This is a genomic window from Kitasatospora sp. NPDC058048 (assembly GCF_042885555.1).
Lineage (GTDB): Bacteria > Actinomycetota > Actinomycetes > Streptomycetales > Streptomycetaceae > Kitasatospora > Kitasatospora lactacystinica.
This window is the reverse complement of record NZ_JBHVRT010000016.1, coordinates 1-21,045: the sequence shown is the minus strand read 5'-3', so window position 1 is coordinate 21,045 and position 21,045 is coordinate 1. Positions and strand designations below refer to the sequence as shown.

Genomic DNA, 21,045 nt, shown 5'->3' with positions numbered 1-21,045 from the left:
GGTGCGGCGACCGGCAGGCCGCCCACCCCCTGGGCCACCGTCCTGACGGGGCGCCAGGCCACCGCGTACGTCCGAGAGGCGCGCGGCCGGTGGTCCGTGGCCGGGGCGCGAGGCCCCGGGCCGGAGGGGGAGAGGCCGAGTGAGCTCCACCGAAACGGTGCTGCCCGGAACCGGACGGCCGGAGGCACCGCACACCGACACGTCCGCCGCCGACGTGCCCGCGCCCGCCCGCCGCGGCCCGCTGTGCCGGCTCCGGGCCAGCCGCACCCTGCCCGGGTTCGTCCTGGGCGCACTCTGCCTGGCCTACGCCGCGGGCGCCGCCGCCGGCTGGGGATCACACCAACTGTCCGTCTTCATGGGCGACTTCGGACTGGCCGCGGCGGCCCTGGCGGCCGCGCTGTCCTGTCTGGTGTACGGCTGCACGGTCGGCGGGCACGCCCGCCCGGCCTGGCTGCTGTTCGGCCTCTCCTCGCTCATGGTCGCCTTCGGCAACGGCACCTGGGGCTGGTACGAGCTGGTCGTGCGCACCGCGCTGCCCCGGGACTCGCTCGCCGAGTACGCCTTCCTGCTCTTCGCCCCGCTCGCCATCACCGGCGTCCTGGTGCTCGCCCAGCACCCGCGCACGGCGGCCGGCTGGCTCTGCCTGCTGCTCGACGGCTGGCTGATCGCCGGCTCGCTGTTCACCCTCAGCTGGAGCCTGGCACTCGGCCGGATCGCGGCCGGCGAGGACGGCTCACCACTGCGCCTGGCCCTCAACCTGGCCTACCCGGTGCTGGACATCCTGCTGGTCAGCCTGGTGGTCGGGCTGCGCTTCGGCGGCCGGGACGGCAACCGGGCGGCGGTGCACACGGCGATGGTGGCGCTCGCCGTCACCGTCACCTGCGACGCCCTGTTCACCTCCCCGGAACTGCGCAGCAACTACCACTCGGGCGAACTGCTGGACGCCGGCTGGTTCGCCGGCAGCCTGCTGCTGGCCTGGGCGCCGTGGTCGCCGCGCTGGCGCCGCCCGCTGCGCGAGCACCCCTCGGCCGGCGGTCTGCCGCACCGCCGGGTGGCCACCACCTTCAGCGCGCTGACCCCGTACGCGGCCGCCGCGGTCTGCACCGCCGGAATCCTCTACAACGCCCTCGGCGGACGGGAGTTGGACCGCGTGGTGGCCGCGGCGGCCTGCACCGTCGGGCTGGCGCTGATCCTCCGGCAGGGCGTGATGCTCCTGGACAACCTGTCGCTGGCCCAGGAACTCGCCCACAAGGAGGCGCACTTCCGCTCCCTGGTGCAGGGCTCCAGCGACGTCATCATGATCGCCGGCGCCAACGGCGTGCTCTCCTACGTCTCCCCGGCCGCGCTCGGCGTCTACGGCCGGGACCCGGAGCAGCTGGTCGGCGGCAACCTGCTGGACCTGGTCCACCCCGAGGACGTCGGCCGGGTGCTCGCCGAGGTCCGCCGCTACCTCGCCAGGGTCCGGCTCACCACCCACCGCAGCCCCGGCGGCGCCGAGCTCTCCGCCCGGGTCGAGTGCCGGATCAGCTCCGGCGCCGGCGAGTGGCTGCACGTCGAGTCCACCGTCAGCAGACATCGCGACGGCCTGCTGCTCAACAGCCGGGACGTCACCGAACGCGTCATGCTCCAGGCCCAGTTGCAGCACAACGCCTTCCACGACCCGCTCACCGACCTGCCCAACCGGGCGCTGTTCACCCAGCGGCTGCGGGCCGCCCTCGGCGCCCGCGGCCAGCAGGGCGGGACGGGCGCCGGGATCGCGGTGCTCTTCCTCGACCTGGACGGCTTCAAGGCGGTCAACGACACCGCCGGGCACCAGGTCGGCGACGAACTGCTGGTGCAGGCCGCCCGCCGGCTCCAGAGCGCCGTCCGCTGCGGGGACACCGTCGCCCGGTTCGGCGGCGACGAGTTCGCCGCGCTGGTCTGCGGCCCGCTCGGCCGCCTCCAGGTCCAGGAGCTGGCCGAGCGGCTGCGCCTCGCGCTCTCCGACCCGTACTGGATCGGCGGTGCCGAACTCGGCGTCGCCGCCAGCATCGGCATCGCCTTCGGCACCCCCGAGCGCGGCCCGGCGGCCGACCCCAGGGTCGCCGCCGACGAGCTGATGCGCAACGCCGACCTCGCGATGTACCGGGCCAAGTCCGAGGGCAAGGGCCGGGTGGTGCTCTACACCCCCGCGATGCGGGCCGACCTGGAGCGCCGCACCGAACTGGAGGAACGGCTGCGGATGGCGGTGAGGGAGGGCGGCTTCACGCTGCTCCACCAGCCCGTGGTGGACCTGCGCAGCGGCGCGGTGACCGGCGTCGAGGCGCAGGCCCGCTGGCGCTCGGTGGGCGGCCTGCTGCTCACCCCGGCCGAGTTCCTGCGTTCGAGCGAGCACGGCGACGCGGCCACCCGGTTCTCCCGCTGGCTGGTCCTGGAGGCGGTCAGCGCGGCCGTCGAGCGGCGCACCCTGCCGGGCCGGGGCCGCGGCGCGCCGGAGCCCGTCCCGGTGGCCGTCCGGCTCTCCGTGGAACGGCTCTGCTCGCCCGGCCTGTACGAGACGGTGGCCGCGGCGCTGCGCGACAGCGGGCTGCCGGCCGACGAGCTGGTGATCGAGGTGGCCCGGATGGGCCCGGACTCGCTCGCCGACGAGCTCGGCCGCCGGCTCTCCGCCCTGCGCGGGCTGGGCGTCTCCACCTGGCTGGCCGGGTACGGCGCCGGCGGCGGCTCGCTCGGCGCCCTCGCCCGGCTGCCGCTGGACGGGCTCAAGCTGGACCGCACGCTCGTCCAGGACCTCGGCGAGTCCGCGCTCAGCCGCACCCTGGCCGGGCACGTGCTGCGGCTCGGCCGCGACCTCGGGATGGCCACCGCCGCCGAGGGGGTGGACCTGCCCCGCCAGGTCTCCGCGCTGCAGGAGCTGGGCTGCGGGCAGGCCCAGGGCTCGGCCTTCGCCCCGCCGCTGGACGAGCCCCGGCTGCGCCGGGCGCTGGCCCGCCGTGGCTACCCGCTGCCCGCGCCGGCGGGCCCGGTCCCGGCCCGCCGCGCGTACTCTCCCGCCGCCGACGACACCCGGACGAGTGGCCGGACGAGCGGCCGCACGGACGCCGCGCCGGGACGTGGCGCACATCACCATGGCGGCTCTGACCTGCCCGAACACCGTGCCGTCACTGGTCCGCCGGGAGGTCCGCATGGCGAGACGGTCATCCCACCTGCTTGACATGCCGCCCCGGACGGGAGGAAGGTCGTTGCCATGCGCACCCGAATTCTCGTACTTGGCGGGCGCGTCGGCTGAGTGGGCTCGTACGCCCTGCTCGTGACAGACCGACGCGCCACCCCTCGCATGCCCTTGGGCACGAGGGGTTTTTTGTTGCACTGACGCTGTTCCACCTCCGCAAGACCCCTGGCCTCGGCCGCCCGAGCATGTCCGACTTGTCGGATCGAGCGGGACGATTGAGGCAGAGCCGGCGCTCGGCCCGGACCGGGACCCCACCCTCGCAGCACCGGGGCCCGCAGCACCTGGTCGGCAAATCCCGAGAAGAGACAGGCAGATGACTGAGCACGCCGCATCCCCCCGCCGCGGGGACAACCCGGCCGCCAACGCTCCCGCTCCCCAGCACGTCGTCGAGACCATGACCGGCGCCCAGTCGCTCATCCGCTCCCTGGAGGCCGTGGGCGCGGACACCGTCTTCGGCATTCCGGGCGGGGCCATCCTTCCCGCGTACGACCCCCTGATGGACTCCGTCAAGGTGCGCCACATCCTGGTCCGCCACGAGCAGGGCGCCGGTCACGCCGCCACCGGCTACGCCCAGGCCACCGGCCGGGTCGGGGTCTGCATGGCGACCTCCGGCCCGGGCGCGACCAACCTGGTCACCCCGATCGCCGACGCCTACATGGACTCGGTGCCGGTCGTCGCGATCACCGGCCAGGTCTCCTCCAAGGCCATCGGCACCGACGCCTTCCAGGAGGCGGACATCTGCGGCATCACGATGCCGATCACCAAGCACAACTACCTGGTCACCGACCCGGCCGAGATCCCCCGGGTGATCGCGGAGGCCTTCCACATCGCCGCCACCGGCCGCCCCGGCCCGGTCCTGGTCGACATCGCCAAGGACGCGCTCCAGGCGACCACCACCTTCCGCTGGCCGGTCGAGACCGCGCTGCCCGGCTACCGCCCGGTGACCAAGCCGCACGCCAAGCAGATCCGCGAGGCCGCGAAGATGCTGGTCGGCGCCAAGCGTCCGGTGCTGTACGTCGGCGGCGGCGTGCTCAAGGCGCGGGCCACCGCCGAGCTGCGGATCCTCGCCGAGCTGACCGGCGCCCCGGTGGTCACCACCCTGATGGCGCTCGGCGCCTTCCCGGACAGCCACCCCCAGCACCTGGGCATGCCCGGCATGCACGGCTCCGTCCCGGCCGTCACCGCGCTCCAGAAGGCGGACCTGCTGTTCACCCTCGGCGCCCGCTTCGACGACCGCGTCACCGGCAAGCTGGACGGCTTCGCCCCCGGCGCCAAGGTCGTCCACGCGGACATCGACCCGGCCGAGATCGGCAAGAACCGCCCGGCGGACGTGCCGATCGTCGGCGACGCCCGCGAGGTGCTCGCCGACCTGATCGTCGCCGTCCAGGCCGAGTTCGACGCCGGCCACCGGGGCGACTACACCGAGTGGTGGGAGCGGCTCGACGAGTGGAAGAAGACCTACCCGCTCGGCTACGAGCCGGCCCCGAACGGGCAGCTCTCGCCGCAGCAGGTCATCGAGCGGATCGGCCGGCTGGTCGGCCCCGAGGCCATCTACGCCGCGGGCGTGGGCCAGCACCAGATGTGGAGCTCGCAGTTCATCCAGTTCGAGAAGCCGGGCACCTGGCTCAACTCGGGCGGCGCCGGGACGATGGGCTACGCCGTCCCCGCGGCGATGGGCGCCAAGGCCGGCCGCCCGGAGACCGCGGTCTGGGCCATCGACGGCGACGGCTGCTTCCAGATGACCAACCAGGAGCTGGTCACCTGCGCCCTGAACGACATTCCGATCAAGGTCGCGGTCATCAACAACGGCTCGCTGGGCATGGTCCGGCAGTGGCAGACGCTGTTCTACAACCAGCGCTACTCCAACACCGTGCTGCACTCCGGCCCCGGCCACGACGGCATCGAGCCGCCGGCCCAGGGCACCCGGATCCCCGACTTCGTCCTGCTGTCCGAGGCGATGGGCTGCGTCGGCCTGCGCTGCGAGCGCCCCGAGGACCTCGACGCGGTCATCAAGCAGGCGATGGAGATCAACGACCGCCCGGTGGTCATCGACTTCATCGTCCACCAGGACGCCATGGTCTGGCCGATGGTCGCGGCCGGCACCAGCAACGACGAGATCCAGTTCGCCAAGGGCGTGCGCCCCGATTTCGGCGACGACCTCGACTGACCAGCCCCTGCAGTTTCCAGAACGACTGAGGAATCCCATGTCCAAGCACACCCTCTCCGTCCTGGTCGAGAACAAGCCCGGCGTGCTCGCCCGCATCGCCGCCCTGTTCTCCCGTCGGGGCTTCAACATCGACTCCCTCGCCGTCGGCTCGACCGAGCATCCGGACGTGTCCCGGATGACGATCGTGGTCAACGTCGAGGACCTCCCGCTGGAACAGGTCACCAAGCAGCTCAACAAGCTCGTGAACGTGATAAAGATCGTCGAACTCGACCAGTCCGCTGCGATCCAGCGGGAACTGGTCCTGGTGAAGGTCCGCGCCGACAACGAGACCCGGTCGCAGATCGTCGAGATCGTCCAGCTGTTCCGTGCCAAGACCGTCGACGTGTCGCCCGAAGCGGTGACCATCGAGGCCACCGGCAGTTCGGACAAGCTGGAGGCCATGCTCCGGATGCTGGAGCCTTACGGCATCAAGGAGTTGGTCCAGTCCGGCCTGGTCGCCATCGGCCGCGGCGCGCGTTCCATCACGGACCGCTCGCTGCGCGCCCTGGACCGCAGCGCGTAAACAGCGCCGTCTCAAACCCTGACGCAAAGACCCAAACCCCCGCCGCGTGCGCATACGGTGAGCACCGCGTACCCGGCAACCATCACGCAAGGAGATGTGCCCCCGTGGCCGAGCTGTTCTACGAAGACGACGCCGACCTGTCCATCATCCAGGGCCGCAAGGTCGCGGTCATCGGCTACGGAAGCCAGGGCCACGCCCACGCGCTGTCGCTGCGCGACTCCGGCGCCGACGTCCGGGTCGGCCTGAAGCCGGAGTCCACGTCCCGCGCCAAGGCGGAGGAGGCCGGCCTGCGCGTCGTCACCCCGGCCGAGGCGGCGGCCGAGGCCGACGTCATCATGATCCTGGTGCCGGACCCGATCCAGGCCGACGTCTACGAGGCCGACATCGCCCCGCACCTGAAGGCCGGCGACGCCCTGTTCTTCGGCCACGGCCTGAACATCCGCTTCGGCTTCATCAAGCCCCCGGCGGACGTCGACGTCTGCATGGTCGCCCCGAAGGGCCCGGGCCACCTGGTCCGCCGCCAGTACGAGGAGGGCCGCGGCGTCCCCGCGATCGTCGCGGTCGAGCAGGACGCCTCGGGCAACGCCTTCGCCCTGGCGCTGTCGTACGCCAAGGGCCTGGGCGCCACCAAGGCCGGCGTCATCAAGACCACCTTCACCGAGGAGACCGAGACCGACCTGTTCGGTGAGCAGGCCGTCCTCTGCGGTGGCACCGCCGCCCTGGTGAAGGCCGGTTTCGAGACCCTGGTCGAGGCCGGCTACCAGCCGGAGATCGCCTACTTCGAGTGCCTGCACGAGCTGAAGCTCATCGTCGACCTGATGTACGAGGGCGGCCTGGAGAAGATGCGCTGGTCGGTCTCCGAGACCGCCGAGTGGGGCGACTACGTCACCGGCCCGCGGATCATCACCGACGCCACCAAGGCCGAGATGAAGAAGGTCCTCGCCGAGATCCAGGACGGCACCTTCGCCAACACCTGGATCGCCGAGTACAAGGCGGGTCTGCCCAAGTACAACGAGTACAAGAAGGCCGACGAGGACCACCTGCTGGAGACCACCGGCAAGAAGCTGCGCTCGCTGATGAGCTGGGTCAACGAGAAGGCCTGACCCCCTTCCGGGCCGGTACCGGCTGCGCCGCCGGCCCCGATTTTGTAACTCCCTTGTACAAGTAGGCTGCTCTCGTCCGGGTGATTTCGCCGGACGGGAGCAGCCCGCTACCCAGCCCGTCGATACACTCCGAGTGCGCGTCAGGCCCACAGCGTCGTGCGTCTACCTACGCGGCATGCCACCTTCCCCCGCCCTCCACGCCACCTACGTGCCCGGGGGAACCGGACAGTTAAGGACCCCACTGTCGTGAGCAAATCCGTTGTACTGATCGCCGAAGAGCTCTCGCCCGCCACCGTCGACGCCCTCGGCCCCGACTTCGAGATCCGCCACTGCAACGGCGCCGACCGCACCGAGCTGCTCACCGCGATCGCCGACGTCGACGCGATCCTGATCCGCTCCGCCACCAAGGTCGACGCCGAGGCGCTGGCCGTCGCCCGCAAGCTCAAGGTGGTCGCCCGGGCCGGTGTCGGCCTGGACAACGTGGACGTCTCCGCCGCCACCAAGGCCGGCGTGATGGTCGTCAACGCGCCGACCTCCAACATCGTCACCGCCGCCGAGCTCGCCTGCGGCCTGCTGATCTCCGTCGCCCGCAACATCGCGCCGGCCAACGCCGCGCTCAAGCAGGGCGAGTGGAAGCGCAACAAGTACACCGGCGTCGAGCTGAGCGAGAAGACCCTCGGTGTCGTCGGCCTCGGCCGGATCGGCGTGCTGGTCGCCCAGCGGATGTCCGCGTTCGGGATGAAGATCGTCGCGTACGACCCCTACATCCAGGCTGCCCGCGCCGCGCAGATGGGCGTCAAGCTGGTCACCCTGGAGGAGCTGCTGGAGGTCTCGGACTTCATCACCGTCCACCTCCCCAAGACCCCGGAGACCATCGGCCTGATCGGCGACGAGGCGCTGCACAAGGTCAAGCCGACCGTCCGCATCGTGAACGCCGCCCGCGGCGGCATCGTGGACGAGGAGGCGCTGGCGAGCGCGCTGCGCGACGGCCGGGTGGCCGGCGCCGGCCTGGACGTGTACGCCAAGGAGCCGTGCACCGACTCCCCGCTGTTCGCCTTCGACAACGTGGTCGCCACCCCGCACCTGGGAGCCTCCACCGACGAGGCGCAGGAGAAGGCCGGCATCGCGGTCGCCAGGTCGGTGCGCCTCGCGCTGGCCGGCGAGCTGGTGCCGGACGCGGTGAACGTCCAGGGCGGCGTGATCGCCGAGGACGTCCGCCCGGGCCTGCCGCTGGCCGAGAAGCTCGGCCGGATCTTCACCGCGCTGGCCGGCGAGGTGGCCGTCCGCCTCGACGTCGAGGTCCGCGGCGAGATCACCCAGCACGACGTGAAGGTGCTCGAACTGTCCGCGCTGAAGGGCGTGTTCGAGGACGTGGTGGCGGAGACGGTGTCCTACGTCAACGCCCCGCTGTTCGCTCAGGAGCGCGGTGTCGAGGTCCGGCTGACCACCTCCAGCGAGAGCCCCGAGCACCGCAACGTGATCACCGTCCGCGGCACGCTCGGGGGCGGCGAGGAGATCGCCATCTCCGGCACGCTGGCCGGCCCCAAGCAGACCCAGAAGATCGTCGGCGTGGACGCCTTCGACGTGGACGTGGCGCTCACCGACCACATGGCCTTCTTCAAGTACGAGGACCGCCCCGGCGTGGTCGGCGTGCTCGGCCGCCACCTCGGCGACGCGGGCATCAACATCGCCGGCATGCAGGTCGCCCGCGACGGCGGCAACGCGCTGGCCTCCATCACCGTGGACACCGAGATCCCGCAGGAGGTGCTGTCGGCCATCGCCGCCGAGATCGGCGCCCACTTCGCGCGCTCGGTCGACCTGGGCTGACCCTCCCGGCTCCAGCAGGGCCCGGACCGCCGTTCGAACGGCGGTCCGGGCCCTGCTGCGTTCTCCCGGGTGACACCCGTCTCAGATACTAGGAAATCCAAGTATTCGTGCAGACACGGCCGGGGCGCGGCCGTACCGTGGAAGGGCCATACGGTGTGCCGCCCCTGTAGCCAGGGTGTGCGGCCCGTGTGCGCGTGCGCCTTCACGAGCAGGCGATCCCTGCTCCCGCGCTCCCTCCCCCCTCTTCGCGCCCGCCCTCCGCGGCGCCGCTTCCAAGGAGCCCGGTATGTCGCCGACCGCCGACCGTCACGCCACGTCCGCCCCCGCCACCGCCCCCGTCCGTGCCCCGCGCCGCCGCCGGGCCGCCGAGCGGACCCCCTTCGCGGCCGCCGCCCTGCAGCGCTCGCTGGACCGCCGGGACAACGGCGGCGTGACCGGCCACCACTGACCGGCCCCGTCCTCGGGTGACCGCCGCCGCCGTCCGGCGGCCGTCCCCGCCGTCGGGCCGGGGGTCGGCCGGCGTTCATCGGCCGAATGGGCCGTACGGGCGCGCCGGATGTCACCCAGTAGAGTGCAACCCCGCTCCGTCCGAGGGAAGTTGCTCGTCCCCGTCGGCGCGATCATCCTAATTTGGGGCTCTCGGAGGGGTGATCGACGTTCGCGTGGGCGGGCGTCAGCGACACGGAGTGCGGATCAGTCCCCCTGCCGGGGGAGAGGGCCCAGTGCGTCTGCCACCCGTCCGCCGACCCGCCGCCCGGATCGGCCTCACCCTGGCCCTGCTGGCCGGAAGCGCCGTCCTCGCCGCCACCCCGGCGGCCGGCGGCCCACCGACCGCGGGACCACCAACGGCCGGACCGCCAGGGGCGGGCCGAACGGCCTCCGTCCTGCTCGAACTCACCACCGAGACGACCGGCTCCGCCTGGCGGCGCGCCGCCGACGGGGCCCGGCGGGCCCGGCGCTCCCCGGAGGACGTCCGCCGGGAGGCCGCGCGGGCCGGCGCCGCCCAGCGGTCCCGGACCGGGGACGCGCTCGACCGGCTCGCCGGGGCCGTCCACCGGGCGGCACCCGCCGCGCGCGAGCTCTACCGCACCCGCACCGTGCTCACCGGCCTCGCGGTCAGCGCGCCCGCCGACCGGCTGCCCGCGCTGCGGGCACTGCCGGGCGTCCGGGCCGTCCACCCGATCGTCGCCAAGCGGCGCGACAACGCCCACTCCGTCCCGCTGACCGGCGCCCCGCAGGTCTGGGCCGGCGACCGGACGACCGGCACCGGGCAGGGCATGCGGATCGGGATCATCGACAGTGGCATCGACTACACCCACGCCGACTTCGGCGGACCCGGCACCGAGGAGGCCTTCCGCTCGGTCGAGCGCGGCAAGCCCGCGCCGCCCGCGCTCTTCCCCAACGCCAAGGTGATCGGCGGCAAGGACCTGGTCGGCGACGACTACGACCCCGACCCGGCCTCCCCGCACCACCAGCCGGTGCCGCACCCCGGCGACAACCCGATCGACTGCGTGCGCAATGGGCACGGCACCCACGTGGCCGGCACCGCCGCCGGGTACGGCGTCACCGCCGACGGCCGCCCGTACACCGGTCCGTACGGGCCCGGGCTGGACCCGGCCGGCTTCCGGATCGGCCCCGGCACCGCCCCCGGCGCCCAGCTGTACGCGATCCGGGTGTTCGGCTGCGACGGCTCCACCGACCGGGTCGCCGAGGCGCTCGACCTGGCCGCCGACCCCAACGGGGACGGCGACCTGAGCGACCGGCTGGACGTCGTCAACCTCTCGCTCGGCAGCCACTTCGGCAGCACCGACGACACCGACGCCCTGGCCGTCGACCGGCTCGCCGAACTGGGCACCGTCGTGGTCGCGGCGGCGGGCAACGACGGCGACGTGTACGGCATCGGCGGCAGCCCCGGCACCGCCGCCCGGGCGATCACCGTCGCCGCCTCGGTGCACGGGCACGCCGACGTGGACGGCATCACCGTGCTCGCCCCGGCCGAGCGGGCCGGGATCGTCCCGGCACACTGGAGCGAGCGCTACCAGGGCTGGACCACCGGCGACGTCAGCGGCGAACTCGCCCTGCCCGCCGACCAGTCGGACGGCTGCACCGACTTCAGCGAGGCCGACCGGCAGCGGCTGAAGGGCCGGATCGCGCTGCTCGCCTGGCGCACCCGGGAAGCCGACCGGGCCTGCAACTCCGGCCCGCGCGCCGACCACGCCGCCGACGCGGGCGCGATCGGCGCGCTGTACGCCGCCGACTCCGACCACCTGGCCGAGATCTCCGGCAACGACCGGATCCCGGCCGCGCTGCTGGCGCGTGCCGACGGCGACCGGCTGCGGCAGGCCGCGGCCGCCGGGCCGGTGCGGATCCGGCTCGCGGCGCCCGGCAACACGCTGCACGGCTCGGTCGCGCAGGACCAGCCGGCCCGGGTCGACACCCTGACCGACTTCACCTCGCGCGGCATCGGCGTGCCGGGCGTGGTCAAGCCCGACCTGGCGGCCCCCGGCGAGAGCATCTGGTCCAGCCTGGTCGGCAGCGGCGCCGGCGGCCAGCGCGAGAGCGGCACCTCGATGGCCACCCCGCACGTGGCCGGACTCGCCGCGCTGGTCCGCGCCGCGCACCCGGACTGGCCGGTCGAGCAGGTCAAGGCCGCGCTGATGAACACCACCGTCGACACCTACCTCGGCGACGACCGCGGCGGGCCGGTCTACGGGCCCGAGCGCACCGGCGCCGGGCGGGTCCGGGTGGACCGGGCGGTCCGCACGCCCGCCGTCGCCTACGCGGTGGGCGAGGGCGCCGCGGAGGGCGTCGTCGGGGTCTCCTTCGGGCCGGTCGAGGTCGGCGGGCCGACGGCGGTGACCCGGGAGATCGAGGTGCGCAACACCTCGGCCGCGCCGCTGACCTACCGCACCTCCTACGCGGCCGCCACCCGGCTGCCCGGCGCCTCCTACCGGGTGACGCCGCCCCGGGTGGACGTCCCGGCGGGCGGCACCGCCCGGGTACGGGTGACGCTCGCCGTGCCGGGGGAGCTCGGGCGGGCGCCCGACCCGACCGTCGACACCGTGCAGGGCGGCCGGGCCCGCAGCTACCGGGGCGAGCTCTCCGGCCGGGTGCTGCTCACGCCCGTCGGCGACGACACGCCGCCGCAGCTGCGGATCCCGGTGCTGGCCGCCCCCCGCCCGACCGGCGACCTCACGGCGACGGCCACCGTCCGCACCGCCCGGGACGGCACCCTGGTCACCCTCGGCGGCCGCGCCGCGCCCGGCGAACAGCCCGGGCTGGTCAGCGCCCTCGCGCTCGGCGGCGAGGGGATCCGCTGGCCGGACTGCCCGCCCGGCGGCGGTGACGCGGCGGTCGCGCCGGGCGCGGGCGTCCGGCCGAAGGGCACCGGGGAGGAGCCGGACCCGGCGCAGGAGGTCTGCGTCGAGCACCCCGGCGAGCGGTCCGCCGACCTGCGTGCGGCGGGCGCCGCCGTCGACTCCGAACTGCTGTACGTGGGAGCGCAGTTGTGGGCGCCCGCGGCCACCCCGGTGGGGCTGTACGGGGTGCGGGTGGCGCTGGACACCGACGGGGACGGCAGCACCGACGTCGTCCTCAAGGCCGACCGGCTGCGCGGCAGCGACGTCCTGGTCTCCCGGGCCCTGGACGCCCGCACCGGGGCCGAACTGGACGTCCAGCCGCTCAACGCCCACTGGGGCGACACCGACACCGCCCTGCTCGACAGCGACGTCCTGGTGCTGCCCGTCCGGCTGAGCGCCCTGCCCGGCGTCGCGCCCGGGCACAGCACCGTCCGCTACGGCGTGTGGACCGGCTACGCCGGGGCCGGTACGCCGGACGTGGCCGACGCGCTCTGCGCCATCGGACTGAACGGCACCGCCCCGACCGTCCCGCTGGACGTGCTGCGGCCGGCACTCACCGTACGGGCCGGCCTCACCGGCCCGGCCGCGGTGGTGGTCCCGGCCGGCCCGGGCGCCGTCCTCGACGTGCACCGGTCGCAGGGCGGCACCTCGCGGCTCCTGCTGCTGCACCACCTCAACCCGGCCGAGCGACGGGCCCAGGTGGTCGACCTGCCCTGATCACGGGGTCGGGAGACCCGATCACGGGACCGGGGCCGGGGCGGCCCGCCGGCACTCCGGCGGGCCGCCCCGGCGCGTTCCGGCCGCGCCGCCCGCCCCCGTCACGCCCCGGCCGGCCGCGCCGCCCGGCGGCGGTCGCGGCGCGGGGGACGGGTGGGGCGGCGCGAGAGCCGGGCGAAGAGGGCGACCAGCGCGAGGACGGCGGCGGTGGCGGAGGCGACGACGAGGCCCTCGGTGAGCCCGGGCGGCCGGAAGGCGCAGGCGATCCGGGAGGCGCCGCCGCCCAGCGGGACGCCGATCATGCCGAGCACGGACGCGGGAGCGGCGCGGCGGCCGCCGTCCACCGCACAGGTCCAGCCCTCGGTGGCCGGGACGGAGAGCAGCGCGGTGCCGGTGGAACCCGCCGGGAGGGTCGCAGTGAGGGTGTGCCCGCCGGCCTCCACCCGGGTGGCGCCGGTCGCGGTCAGCCGGGCGACCGCGGCCTCCAGGGCACCGGCCCGCAGGCAGCCGATCGGGCGGGCGGGCAGCTGGCTCACCACGTCCGACCGCAGCGTCACCCGGACCACCCCGTCCGCCGGGACGGTCCCCAGCCGGTGGATCGGCACGGCGGTGGTGGGCTGCTCGCCGTCGCTGCGGAAGGCGCTGCCGAGGCCGCTGACCGTGCCCCGGTACCAAAGGCCGTGGAAGTAGGCCGTCCCGCCCGGCGTGCAGGCGGCGGTGAACACCGTGCCCTCCCCGCCGCTCGGCACCGACCAGCCGCTGGTGCCGTGCAGGGTGGGCGCCGGCCCGCCCGCCGGGACGGGCAGCGGGGCGTCGTACACCTGGCTGCCGAGCAGCGACTCCTGCCGGGCCCAGACCGAGGACCTCTCCGGCCGGGCGCCCGGGGGCAGCACGGTGACCAGCGGCGGCGTGGCGGCCGCCCGGACAGGCGTGAAGGAACGCGGCGCCGGCCCCTCGTCGAGGTGGACGCGGACCCCGAACAGCGCCTGCCCGACCGGGTCGGTGACGCTCGCGGTCTGCCGCCCACCGGCCGTCCAGCCCGCGCCGAGGTCGTGCAGCAGCAGGGCGGTGACGGTCGGCAGGTAGCTGCTGAACCAGCCGCCGCCCTGGCCGTTCAGCAGCAGCGGGTCGTTCGGGGTGAAGGCGTGCGGCCCGGGGTCGCTGCGGCCGCGCGGCCAGTCGGCGGCCGCGCGCAGCGTCGCGTGCCCGGCCCGGACCGCCGCCGGGGAGACGTCGCCGGAGGGGGCCGAGCCGAGCGCCGCGTACCCCGACCAGACGGCGTTGCCCAGCACCGCGCCGCCGATCACCCAGGTGGCCAGCGCGGTCGCCCGCCGGTCGGAGTGCCGGCGGTCCAGCAGCCACAGCGCGGCCGACAGCACGGCGCCGCCGACGGCCAGCAGCACCCAGGTGGCCGGGCGCACCGTGTGCCGGCCCGCCGCCAGGCCGGCGATCAGCGCCACCACGGCGGCGCCGCCCAGCACGGTGAGCCGGTCCGGACGGTGCGCCAGCGAGACCCAGCCCGCCAGCACCAGCAGCCCGCTGAGCACGAAGGCCACCCGGTACGGCCCGCCGGCCGGGATCGCCAGACCGTGCCAGACCAGCACGGTCGGGGTCCAGAGGAAGCCGGCCGCCACCAGCGCCAGCGCCGTGCACCACAGGGCGCGCTCCCGCGGCCGCACCCGCCGGTTGAACGGCAGCCCGCACACCACCAGCAGGCCGAAGACGCCGATCGCCACGTCCGGCAGCCGCTGCCCGCCGTGGGTGGCGGGCAGCAGCCGGGCGAGGTGGGCGCCGACGCCGGACGGGCCGAGCGGTTCGACCGGGGACTCCGGCTGGGCCCGGCGGGCGGCCAGCACCGCGACGAACAGCACCGGGGAGGCGAGCAGCACCCCGGCGGTGGCCATGGTGACGGCCCGGCCGGTGGCCCGGACCCGGTGGCGCAGCGGGCGCGGGGCGGCGAACAGCCGGACGGCGAACAGGAGCGCGGCCGCCAGGGTCGCCAGCGCGGCCGTGTACAGGTTGCCCGCCCAGGCGAGCGCGACGCACAGCGCGCCGGCCACCCAGTGCCGCTCGCGCAGGCACCAGTCGGCGGCCAGGCCGAGCAGGGGCAGCGAGACCAGGCCCCAGAGCCACATCGGGGCCGCCCCGCCGACGTCCAGCACCCAGGCGCAGAGCCCGTACCCGACGGCGGCGAGCATCCGCAGCCACCGGGGGCCCGGGTGGAGGCGGCCGAGCAGCCGGGTCATCAGGGCGGTGCCGAGGCCGATGGTGGCCAGGGTGACCAGGAGGACGGCGAGCCGGCCCTGGTCGCGGGGGAGCAGCGCGGTGGGCCAGGAGAAGGGGTTCATCAGGTAGGCGAAGAAGTCCGCCAGGAACGGGGCGCCGTAGCCGCTGTTCCAGTTGACCAGCAGGTCCCCGGCGGCCTGCCCGTGCAGCAGGTCCCACAGGTGGGCGTGGTACGGCACGGCGACCGCCTCCGCCCCGGCCGGCCACTGCCCGCTCAGCGCCGCCGCCAGCCCGTACCCGCCCGCGGCCAGCCCCGCGGCACCCCCGCAGACCAGCACCTCCCGCCGCCGCTCGCCCATCCGCACCCCGTTCCACGCGCTTCGCCGAACCCGCCCACCCTAAGCACGCCCCAGGCGCCCCCGACGTCACGCGCGCTCCCTCGAAGGGGTGATGAGACGGCACCGGCGGGATTCGGCCTGCGACCGTGTTCCCGTGGCAGCAGACGCCGACGTGGAGATGCCGGAGTGGCTGAGGCCGCCGGCTACCGGTTACACCGCAGACGACTTGGACCGGCTGCAAGACCTCCCGCCCCATACGGAGCTACTGTGCGGAAGCCTGGTGTTCTCCGTCCGTCAGACGATCTTCCACGCCGGGACGGTCAGCCGGCTCGACCGCCAACTGGTCGACCAGGTGCCGAAGGGCTGGGAGGTCTGGCGGCAGATGGGGCTGAGACTGGACTCTCGCAATCGGCCGGAGCCCGACCTCATGGTGGTCGATTCCCGGGCGGGTGGTGGTCCGGAGCAGACGTTCTGGCTCCCTCAGGACGTTGTGCTGGTCGTCGAGGTGGCCGAGGAAGGGGAGGTGGAGTGGGATCGTGAGGTCAAGCCGCGAAAGTACGCCGCTGCCGGGATTCCCTACTTCTGGCGCATCGAATGCGAGCAGGGTCGGCCCGTTGCCCACACCTATGAGTTGGACGCGGCCTCGGGCCGGTACGTGTCGAGCGGAACCTTCCAGGAGCGTCTGACGGTTCGATGCCCGTTTCCGTTCGCGACCTCCCTTGACCGTCCGCATCGTGGACGGCAGGTGTCAGTACCTGGGACGGCGGAGTAGGGTCCGAGCATGTCTCGCACCATTCGTCTCGCAGTTGTTCCCGGTGACGGCATCGGCCAGGAAGTGGTGGCCGAAGGCCTCAAGGTCCTGGGTGCCGCGCTCCCCGCCGACGTGAAGCTGGAGACCACCGAGTACGACCTCGGCGCCCGGCGCTACCACCGGACCGGGGAGACGCTGCCGGACGACGTGCTGGCGGAGCTGAAGTCGCACGACGCGATCCTGCTGGGCGCCATCGGCGACCCGAGCGTGCCGTCGGGCGTGCTGGAGCGGGGGCTGCTGCTCAAGCTGCGGTTCGCCTTCGACCACCACATCAACCTGCGTCCGGGCCGGCTCTTCCCCGGGGTGCGGTCCCCGCTGGGCGGCGAGCCGGAGATCGACTTCGTGGTCGTCCGCGAGGGCACCGAGGGCCCGTACGTCGGCAACGGCGGCACGCTGCGCGCCGGGACGCCGCAGGAGGTGGCCACCGAGGTCAGCCTGAACACGGCGTACGGCATCGAGCGCGTGGTGCGCGACGCCTACCGCCGGGCGCAGGCGCGGCCGCGCAAGAAGCTCACCCTGGTGCACAAGAACAACGTGCTGGTGCACGCCGGGCACCTGTGGACGCGGATCTTCGCCGAGGTCGGCGAGGAGTTCCCCGAGGTCACCACCGACTACCTGCACGTCGACGCGGCGACCATCTTCTTCGTCACCCAGCCGGAGCGCTTCGACGTCATCGTCACCGACAACCTGTTCGGCGACATCCTGACCGACCTGGCCGCCGCCGTCACCGGCGGGATCGGCCTGGCCGCGAGCGGCAACATCAACCCGAGCGGCGAGTTCCCGTCCATGTTCGAGCCGGTGCACGGCTCGGCGCCGGACATCGCGGGCCAGGGCAAGGCCGACCCGACCGCCACCGTGCTGTCGGTCGCGATGCTGCTGGAGCACCTCGGCTTCGCCGCCGAGGCCGCCGGGGTCGAGGCCGCGGTGGCGGCGGACCTGGCGGAGCGCTCCGGCACCCGCAGCACCTCCCAGGTCGGCGACGCGCTCGCCGCCCGAGTATCCGGCTGACGGGCCGGACCCAGGAGCGGAGTTCCGGCCGACGGGCCGGATCCGACAAGGTTTCCGGCCCGGCGGGCCGGACCGCATAACCGCAGCTCGTCGCCCTCGAAAAAAGGGCGGACAGCTGTTCGGCACGGCCCTCTGGATGCGAGTATCGACAGTGGGTCGTGCCGTTGTGCGTCCATTCCGGCGAATTTTGCCGAAACGTATCTGCGGCGGTGGCGGCCCGGACCAACCCCACGGTGAAGGAAACAGCCATGAGCACGGCCACCCAGGCGCCCATCACGTTCGACCTCAAGCCCTCCGCCCACCCGCTGTCCGCAGCGGAGCGCGAGGCCCGGCTGGTCAACCCCGGCTTCGGCCGGGTCTTCACCGACCACATGGTCACCGTCCGCTGGACCGAGGGCGTGGGCTGGCACGACGCCCAGCTGGCGCCGTACGCCCCGCTGGAGATCGACCCGGCGAACATGACCCTGCACTACGGCCAGGCGATCTTCGAGGGCCTGAAGGCCTACCGCCAGGCCGACGGCTCCATCGCCACCTTCCGCCCGGAGGCCAACGCCGCCCGCTTCCAGGCCTCGGCCCGCCGCCTGGCGATGCCGGAGCTGCCGGTGGAGACCTTCGTCGAGGCCGTCGAGCTGCTGGTCCGCCAGGAGCAGGACTGGGTGCCGAACGAGCCGGAGCAGAGCCTCTACCTGCGCCCGTTCATGTTCGCCACCGAGGTCGGCCTGGGCGTCCGCCCGGCCAACTCCTACCTCTTCATGATCATCGCCTCGCCGGCCGGCGCCTACTTCCAGGGCGGCATCAAGCCGGTCTCGGTCTGGCTGTCCAAGGAGTACGTCCGGGCCGCGCCCGGCGGCACCGGCGCCGCCAAGTGCGCGGGCAACTACGCCGCCTCGCTGGTCGCCCAGGCCCAGGCCGCCGAGAAGGGCTGCGACCAGGTGGTCTGGCTCGACGCCGCCGAGCACCGGTGGGTCGAGGAGATGGGCGGCATGAACCTGTACTTCGTCTTCGGCGAGGGCAAGGACGCCAGGATCGTCACCCCGGAGCTGTCCGGCGCCCTGCTGCCCGGCATCACCCGCGATTCGCTGCTCCAGCTGGCCGCCGACCTCGGCTACGCGGTCGAGGAGCGCCGGATCTCCACCGACGAGTGGCAGCAGGCCAACGCCGACGGCACCCTCACCGAGGTCTTCGCCTGCGGCACCGCCGCCGTCATCACCCCGGTCGGCTCGGTGAAGTCCGCCGCCGCCGACTGGACCGTCGGCGCCGGCGAGCCCGGCCCGGTCACCATGGAGCTGCGCAAGGCCCTGCTGTCGATCCAGGGCGGCCAGACCCCGGACACCCACCACTGGCTGCACAAGATCGTCTGATCGCCGCACCCCGTCCGGCACCGCCGCACCCCGTCCGGCACCGCCGCACCCCGTCCGGCACCGCCCGGCCCGGCTCGCCTTCCGGCCTGCCCCGCGCCCGGCCGGCCCGGCCCGCCCGTTTCGCATCGCGAGACGAGCGGGCCGGATCCCGGGCAGCTGTGCCAGACTGCGAGCGTGTCCTCGCTTTCGCTGATGATTATTAGCAGCAGGCGCGCCGGTCCGCAGTGACCGCTTCCCGCACGACCCGATGCGGAGCGACCACTAGCGTCCAGACCCGCGCGCAGACCTCTCGCACCCGCGAGGGGTCTTTTTGTTTCTCCCGGACCGGCCGACGGCCCTCACAAGGGGCCCGGGGACACCGGGACCGCGCGCGGGATCATGGACAGTGGAGCCGGGACGAGAAAGTCCGGCAGAGCAGTACCTTCCTCCCCGAAACGGAGTACCAGGGGTCATGACCGAGGTCACCCGTACCGACGACAGTTTCCACGTGTTCGACACCACGCTGCGCGACGGAGCACAGCGCGAGGGCATCAACCTGACGGTGGCGGACAAGCTGGCCATCGCCCGGCACCTGGACGAGTTCGGGGTCGGCTTCATCGAGGGCGGCTGGCCCGGCGCCAACCCGCGTGACACCGAGTTCTTCGCCCGCGCCGCCACCGAGCTGGAGCTGGAGCACGCCCGGCTGGTCGCCTTCGGCGCCACCCGCAGGGCCGGCGGCAGGGCGGCGGAGGACCCGCAGCTGGCCGCGCTGGTCACCTCCGGCGCCCCGGTGATCACCCTGGTGGCCAAGGCGCACGACCGGCACGTGGAGCTCGCGCTGCGCACCACCCTGGACGAGAACCTGGAGATGGTCCGGGACAGCGTTGAGTTCCTCCGCTCCCAGGGGCGGCGGGTGTTCATCGACTGCGAGCACTTCTTCGACGGCTACCGGGCGAACCCCGAGTACGCGGTGTCGGTGGTCCGCACCGCGCACGAGGCCGGCGCGGACGTCGTGGTGCTCTGCGACACCAACGGCGGGATGCTGCCGGCCGGCGTGCGGGAGATCGTCGCCGAGGTGCTCGCCAGGACCGGTGCCCGGCTCGGCATCCACGCCCAGGACGACACCGGCTGCGCGGTGGCCAACACCCTGGCCGCGGTGGACGCCGGCGCGACCCACGTGCAGTGCACCGCCAACGGCTACGGCGAGCGGGTCGGCAACGCCAACCTGTTCCCGGTGGTCGGCGCGCTGGAGATCAAGTACGACCGCCGGGTGCTGCCCGCGGGCCGGCTGGCCGAGATGACCCGGATCTCGCACGCGATCGCCGAGCTGGTCAACCTGACCCCCTCCACCCACCAGCCGTACGTCGGCTTCTCGGCCTTCGCCCACAAGGCGGGCCTGCACGCCTCCGCGATCAAGGTCGACCCGGACCTCTACCAGCACATCGACCCCGAGCGGGTCGGCAACACCATGCGGATGCTGGTCTCCGACATGGCCGGCCGGGCCTCCGTCGAGCTCAAGGGCAAGGAGCTCGGCTACGACCTCTCCAGCGACCGGGACCTGGCCGGCCGGGTGGTGGCCAAGGTGAAGGAGCAGGAGAACCTCGGCTACACCTACGAGTCCGCCGACGCCTCCTTCGAGCTGCTGCTGCGCGACGAGGTGCGCGGCCGCCGGGACCGCTTCTACACGCTGGAGTCCTGGCGGACCATCAGCGAGCAGGGCCCGAACGGCTTCACCGGCAACGAGGCCACCGTCAAGCTGTGGGCCAAGGGCGAGCGCCGGATCGCCACCGGCGAGGGCAACGGCCCGGTCAACGCGCTGGACCAGGCGCTGCGCGCGGCCCTGGAGGGCATCTACCCGCCGCTGGCCACCTTCGAGCTGGTGGACTACAAGGTCCGCATCCTGGAGGGCCAGCACGGCACCGGCTCCAAGACCCGGGTGCTGATCGAGTCCACCGACGGCGCCGCCACCTGGTCGACGGTGGGCGTGGCCGACAACGTGGTCGCCGCCTCCTGGCTGGCGCTGGAGGACGCGTACACCTACGGCCTGATCAGGGCCGGCCTGGAGCCCACCGAGTAGTCGCCCCGAACGCGCCTGTGGCCCGCGGGACCTCGCCGGAGGTCCCGCGGGCCACGTCGTGCGCGATCACCGCAGTCGGGCCAGCAGGGCGTGTTCGACGAGGGTGATGAGGGCGCTCTTGGCGCTGTCGCGGCGGCGGGCGTCGAGGGTGATGACGGGGGTGTCGGCGCCGAGTTGGAGTGCTTCGCGGACTTCGTCGGGGGTGTGGGGCTGGTGTCCGTCGAAGCCGTTGAGGGCGACGACGAAGGGCAGTCCGCTGTTCTCGAAGTAGTCGAGGGCGGGGAAGCAGTCGGCGAGGC

12 protein-coding genes and 1 pseudogene are annotated in these 21,045 nt (G+C 73.9%); 11 read left to right on the top strand and 2 right to left on the bottom strand.

What is annotated here, in order from left to right; genetic code table 11:
• The first annotated feature begins 241 nt into the window (after positions 1-241).
• The 7 genes from ACFVVA_RS18520 to ACFVVA_RS18490 all read left to right on the top strand — a co-directional run bounded on the left by ACFVVA_RS18520 (position 242) and on the right by ACFVVA_RS18490 (position 12,946).
• A complete protein-coding gene (locus tag ACFVVA_RS18520; protein ID WP_387690934.1) occupies positions 242-3,193 on the top strand; it encodes a putative bifunctional diguanylate cyclase/phosphodiesterase in 2,952 nt (983 codons plus the stop codon).
• Between the two features lie 331 nt (positions 3,194-3,524).
• Positions 3,525-5,378 (top strand): acetolactate synthase large subunit, encoded by a 1,854-nt coding sequence (locus tag ACFVVA_RS18515; RefSeq protein WP_387690758.1) that lies wholly within the window; start codon positions 3,525-3,527, stop codon positions 5,376-5,378.
• 37 nt (positions 5,379-5,415) lie between these two features.
• A complete protein-coding gene (ilvN, locus tag ACFVVA_RS18510) occupies positions 5,416-5,940 on the top strand; it encodes an acetolactate synthase small subunit (RefSeq protein ID WP_049657946.1) in 525 nt (174 codons plus the stop codon).
• A gap of 104 nt (positions 5,941-6,044) precedes the next feature.
• Positions 6,045-7,043, top strand: coding sequence for a ketol-acid reductoisomerase (gene ilvC / locus ACFVVA_RS18505; protein ID WP_359901553.1), 999 nt, complete (start codon positions 6,045-6,047; stop codon positions 7,041-7,043).
• A gap of 246 nt (positions 7,044-7,289) precedes the next feature.
• Positions 7,290-8,870: a phosphoglycerate dehydrogenase gene (serA, locus tag ACFVVA_RS18500; RefSeq protein WP_359901556.1), complete on the top strand. Its 1,581-nt coding sequence runs from the start codon at positions 7,290-7,292 to the stop codon at positions 8,868-8,870.
• A gap of 286 nt (positions 8,871-9,156) precedes the next feature.
• Positions 9,157-9,318: a hypothetical protein gene (locus ACFVVA_RS18495; protein WP_387690755.1), complete on the top strand. Its 162-nt coding sequence runs from the start codon at positions 9,157-9,159 to the stop codon at positions 9,316-9,318.
• A 274-nt stretch (positions 9,319-9,592) separates the two neighbouring features.
• Complete coding sequence (locus ACFVVA_RS18490; RefSeq protein WP_387690753.1) at positions 9,593-12,946, top strand: S8 family serine peptidase; 3,354 nt, start codon at positions 9,593-9,595, stop codon at positions 12,944-12,946.
• Positions 12,947-13,047: 101 nt separating this feature from the next.
• On the opposite strand, the gene ACFVVA_RS18485 is transcribed toward ACFVVA_RS18490, so the two are convergent.
• Positions 13,048-15,531, bottom strand: coding sequence for a YfhO family protein (locus ACFVVA_RS18485; RefSeq protein WP_387690751.1), 2,484 nt, complete (start codon positions 15,529-15,531; stop codon positions 13,048-13,050).
• A 133-nt stretch (positions 15,532-15,664) separates the two neighbouring features.
• Between ACFVVA_RS18485 and ACFVVA_RS18480 the strand changes: the two genes are divergently transcribed.
• The 4 genes from ACFVVA_RS18480 (at position 15,665) to cimA (ending at position 20,746) form a co-directional block, all read left to right on the top strand.
• Entirely contained in the window at positions 15,665-16,282 is a 618-nt protein-coding gene (locus ACFVVA_RS18480) for a Uma2 family endonuclease (protein ID WP_387690749.1), read from the top strand.
• A 9-nt stretch (positions 16,283-16,291) separates the two neighbouring features.
• On the top strand, positions 16,292-17,329 hold the full coding sequence (locus ACFVVA_RS18475) for a 3-isopropylmalate dehydrogenase (RefSeq protein WP_359915405.1): 1,038 nt from the start codon (positions 16,292-16,294) through the stop codon (positions 17,327-17,329).
• A 248-nt stretch (positions 17,330-17,577) separates the two neighbouring features.
• Positions 17,578-18,690, top strand: a complete 1,113-nt coding sequence (locus tag ACFVVA_RS18470; protein ID WP_359915403.1) for a branched-chain amino acid aminotransferase — start codon at positions 17,578-17,580, stop codon at positions 18,688-18,690.
• Positions 18,691-19,141: 451 nt separating this feature from the next.
• A complete protein-coding gene (cimA, locus tag ACFVVA_RS18465) occupies positions 19,142-20,746 on the top strand; it encodes a citramalate synthase (protein ID WP_387690747.1) in 1,605 nt (534 codons plus the stop codon).
• A gap of 66 nt (positions 20,747-20,812) precedes the next feature.
• Here cimA and ACFVVA_RS18460 read toward each other — a convergent pair.
• Positions 20,813-21,045 (bottom strand): annotated as a pseudogene (locus ACFVVA_RS18460) (ATP-binding protein); the annotation flags it as partial.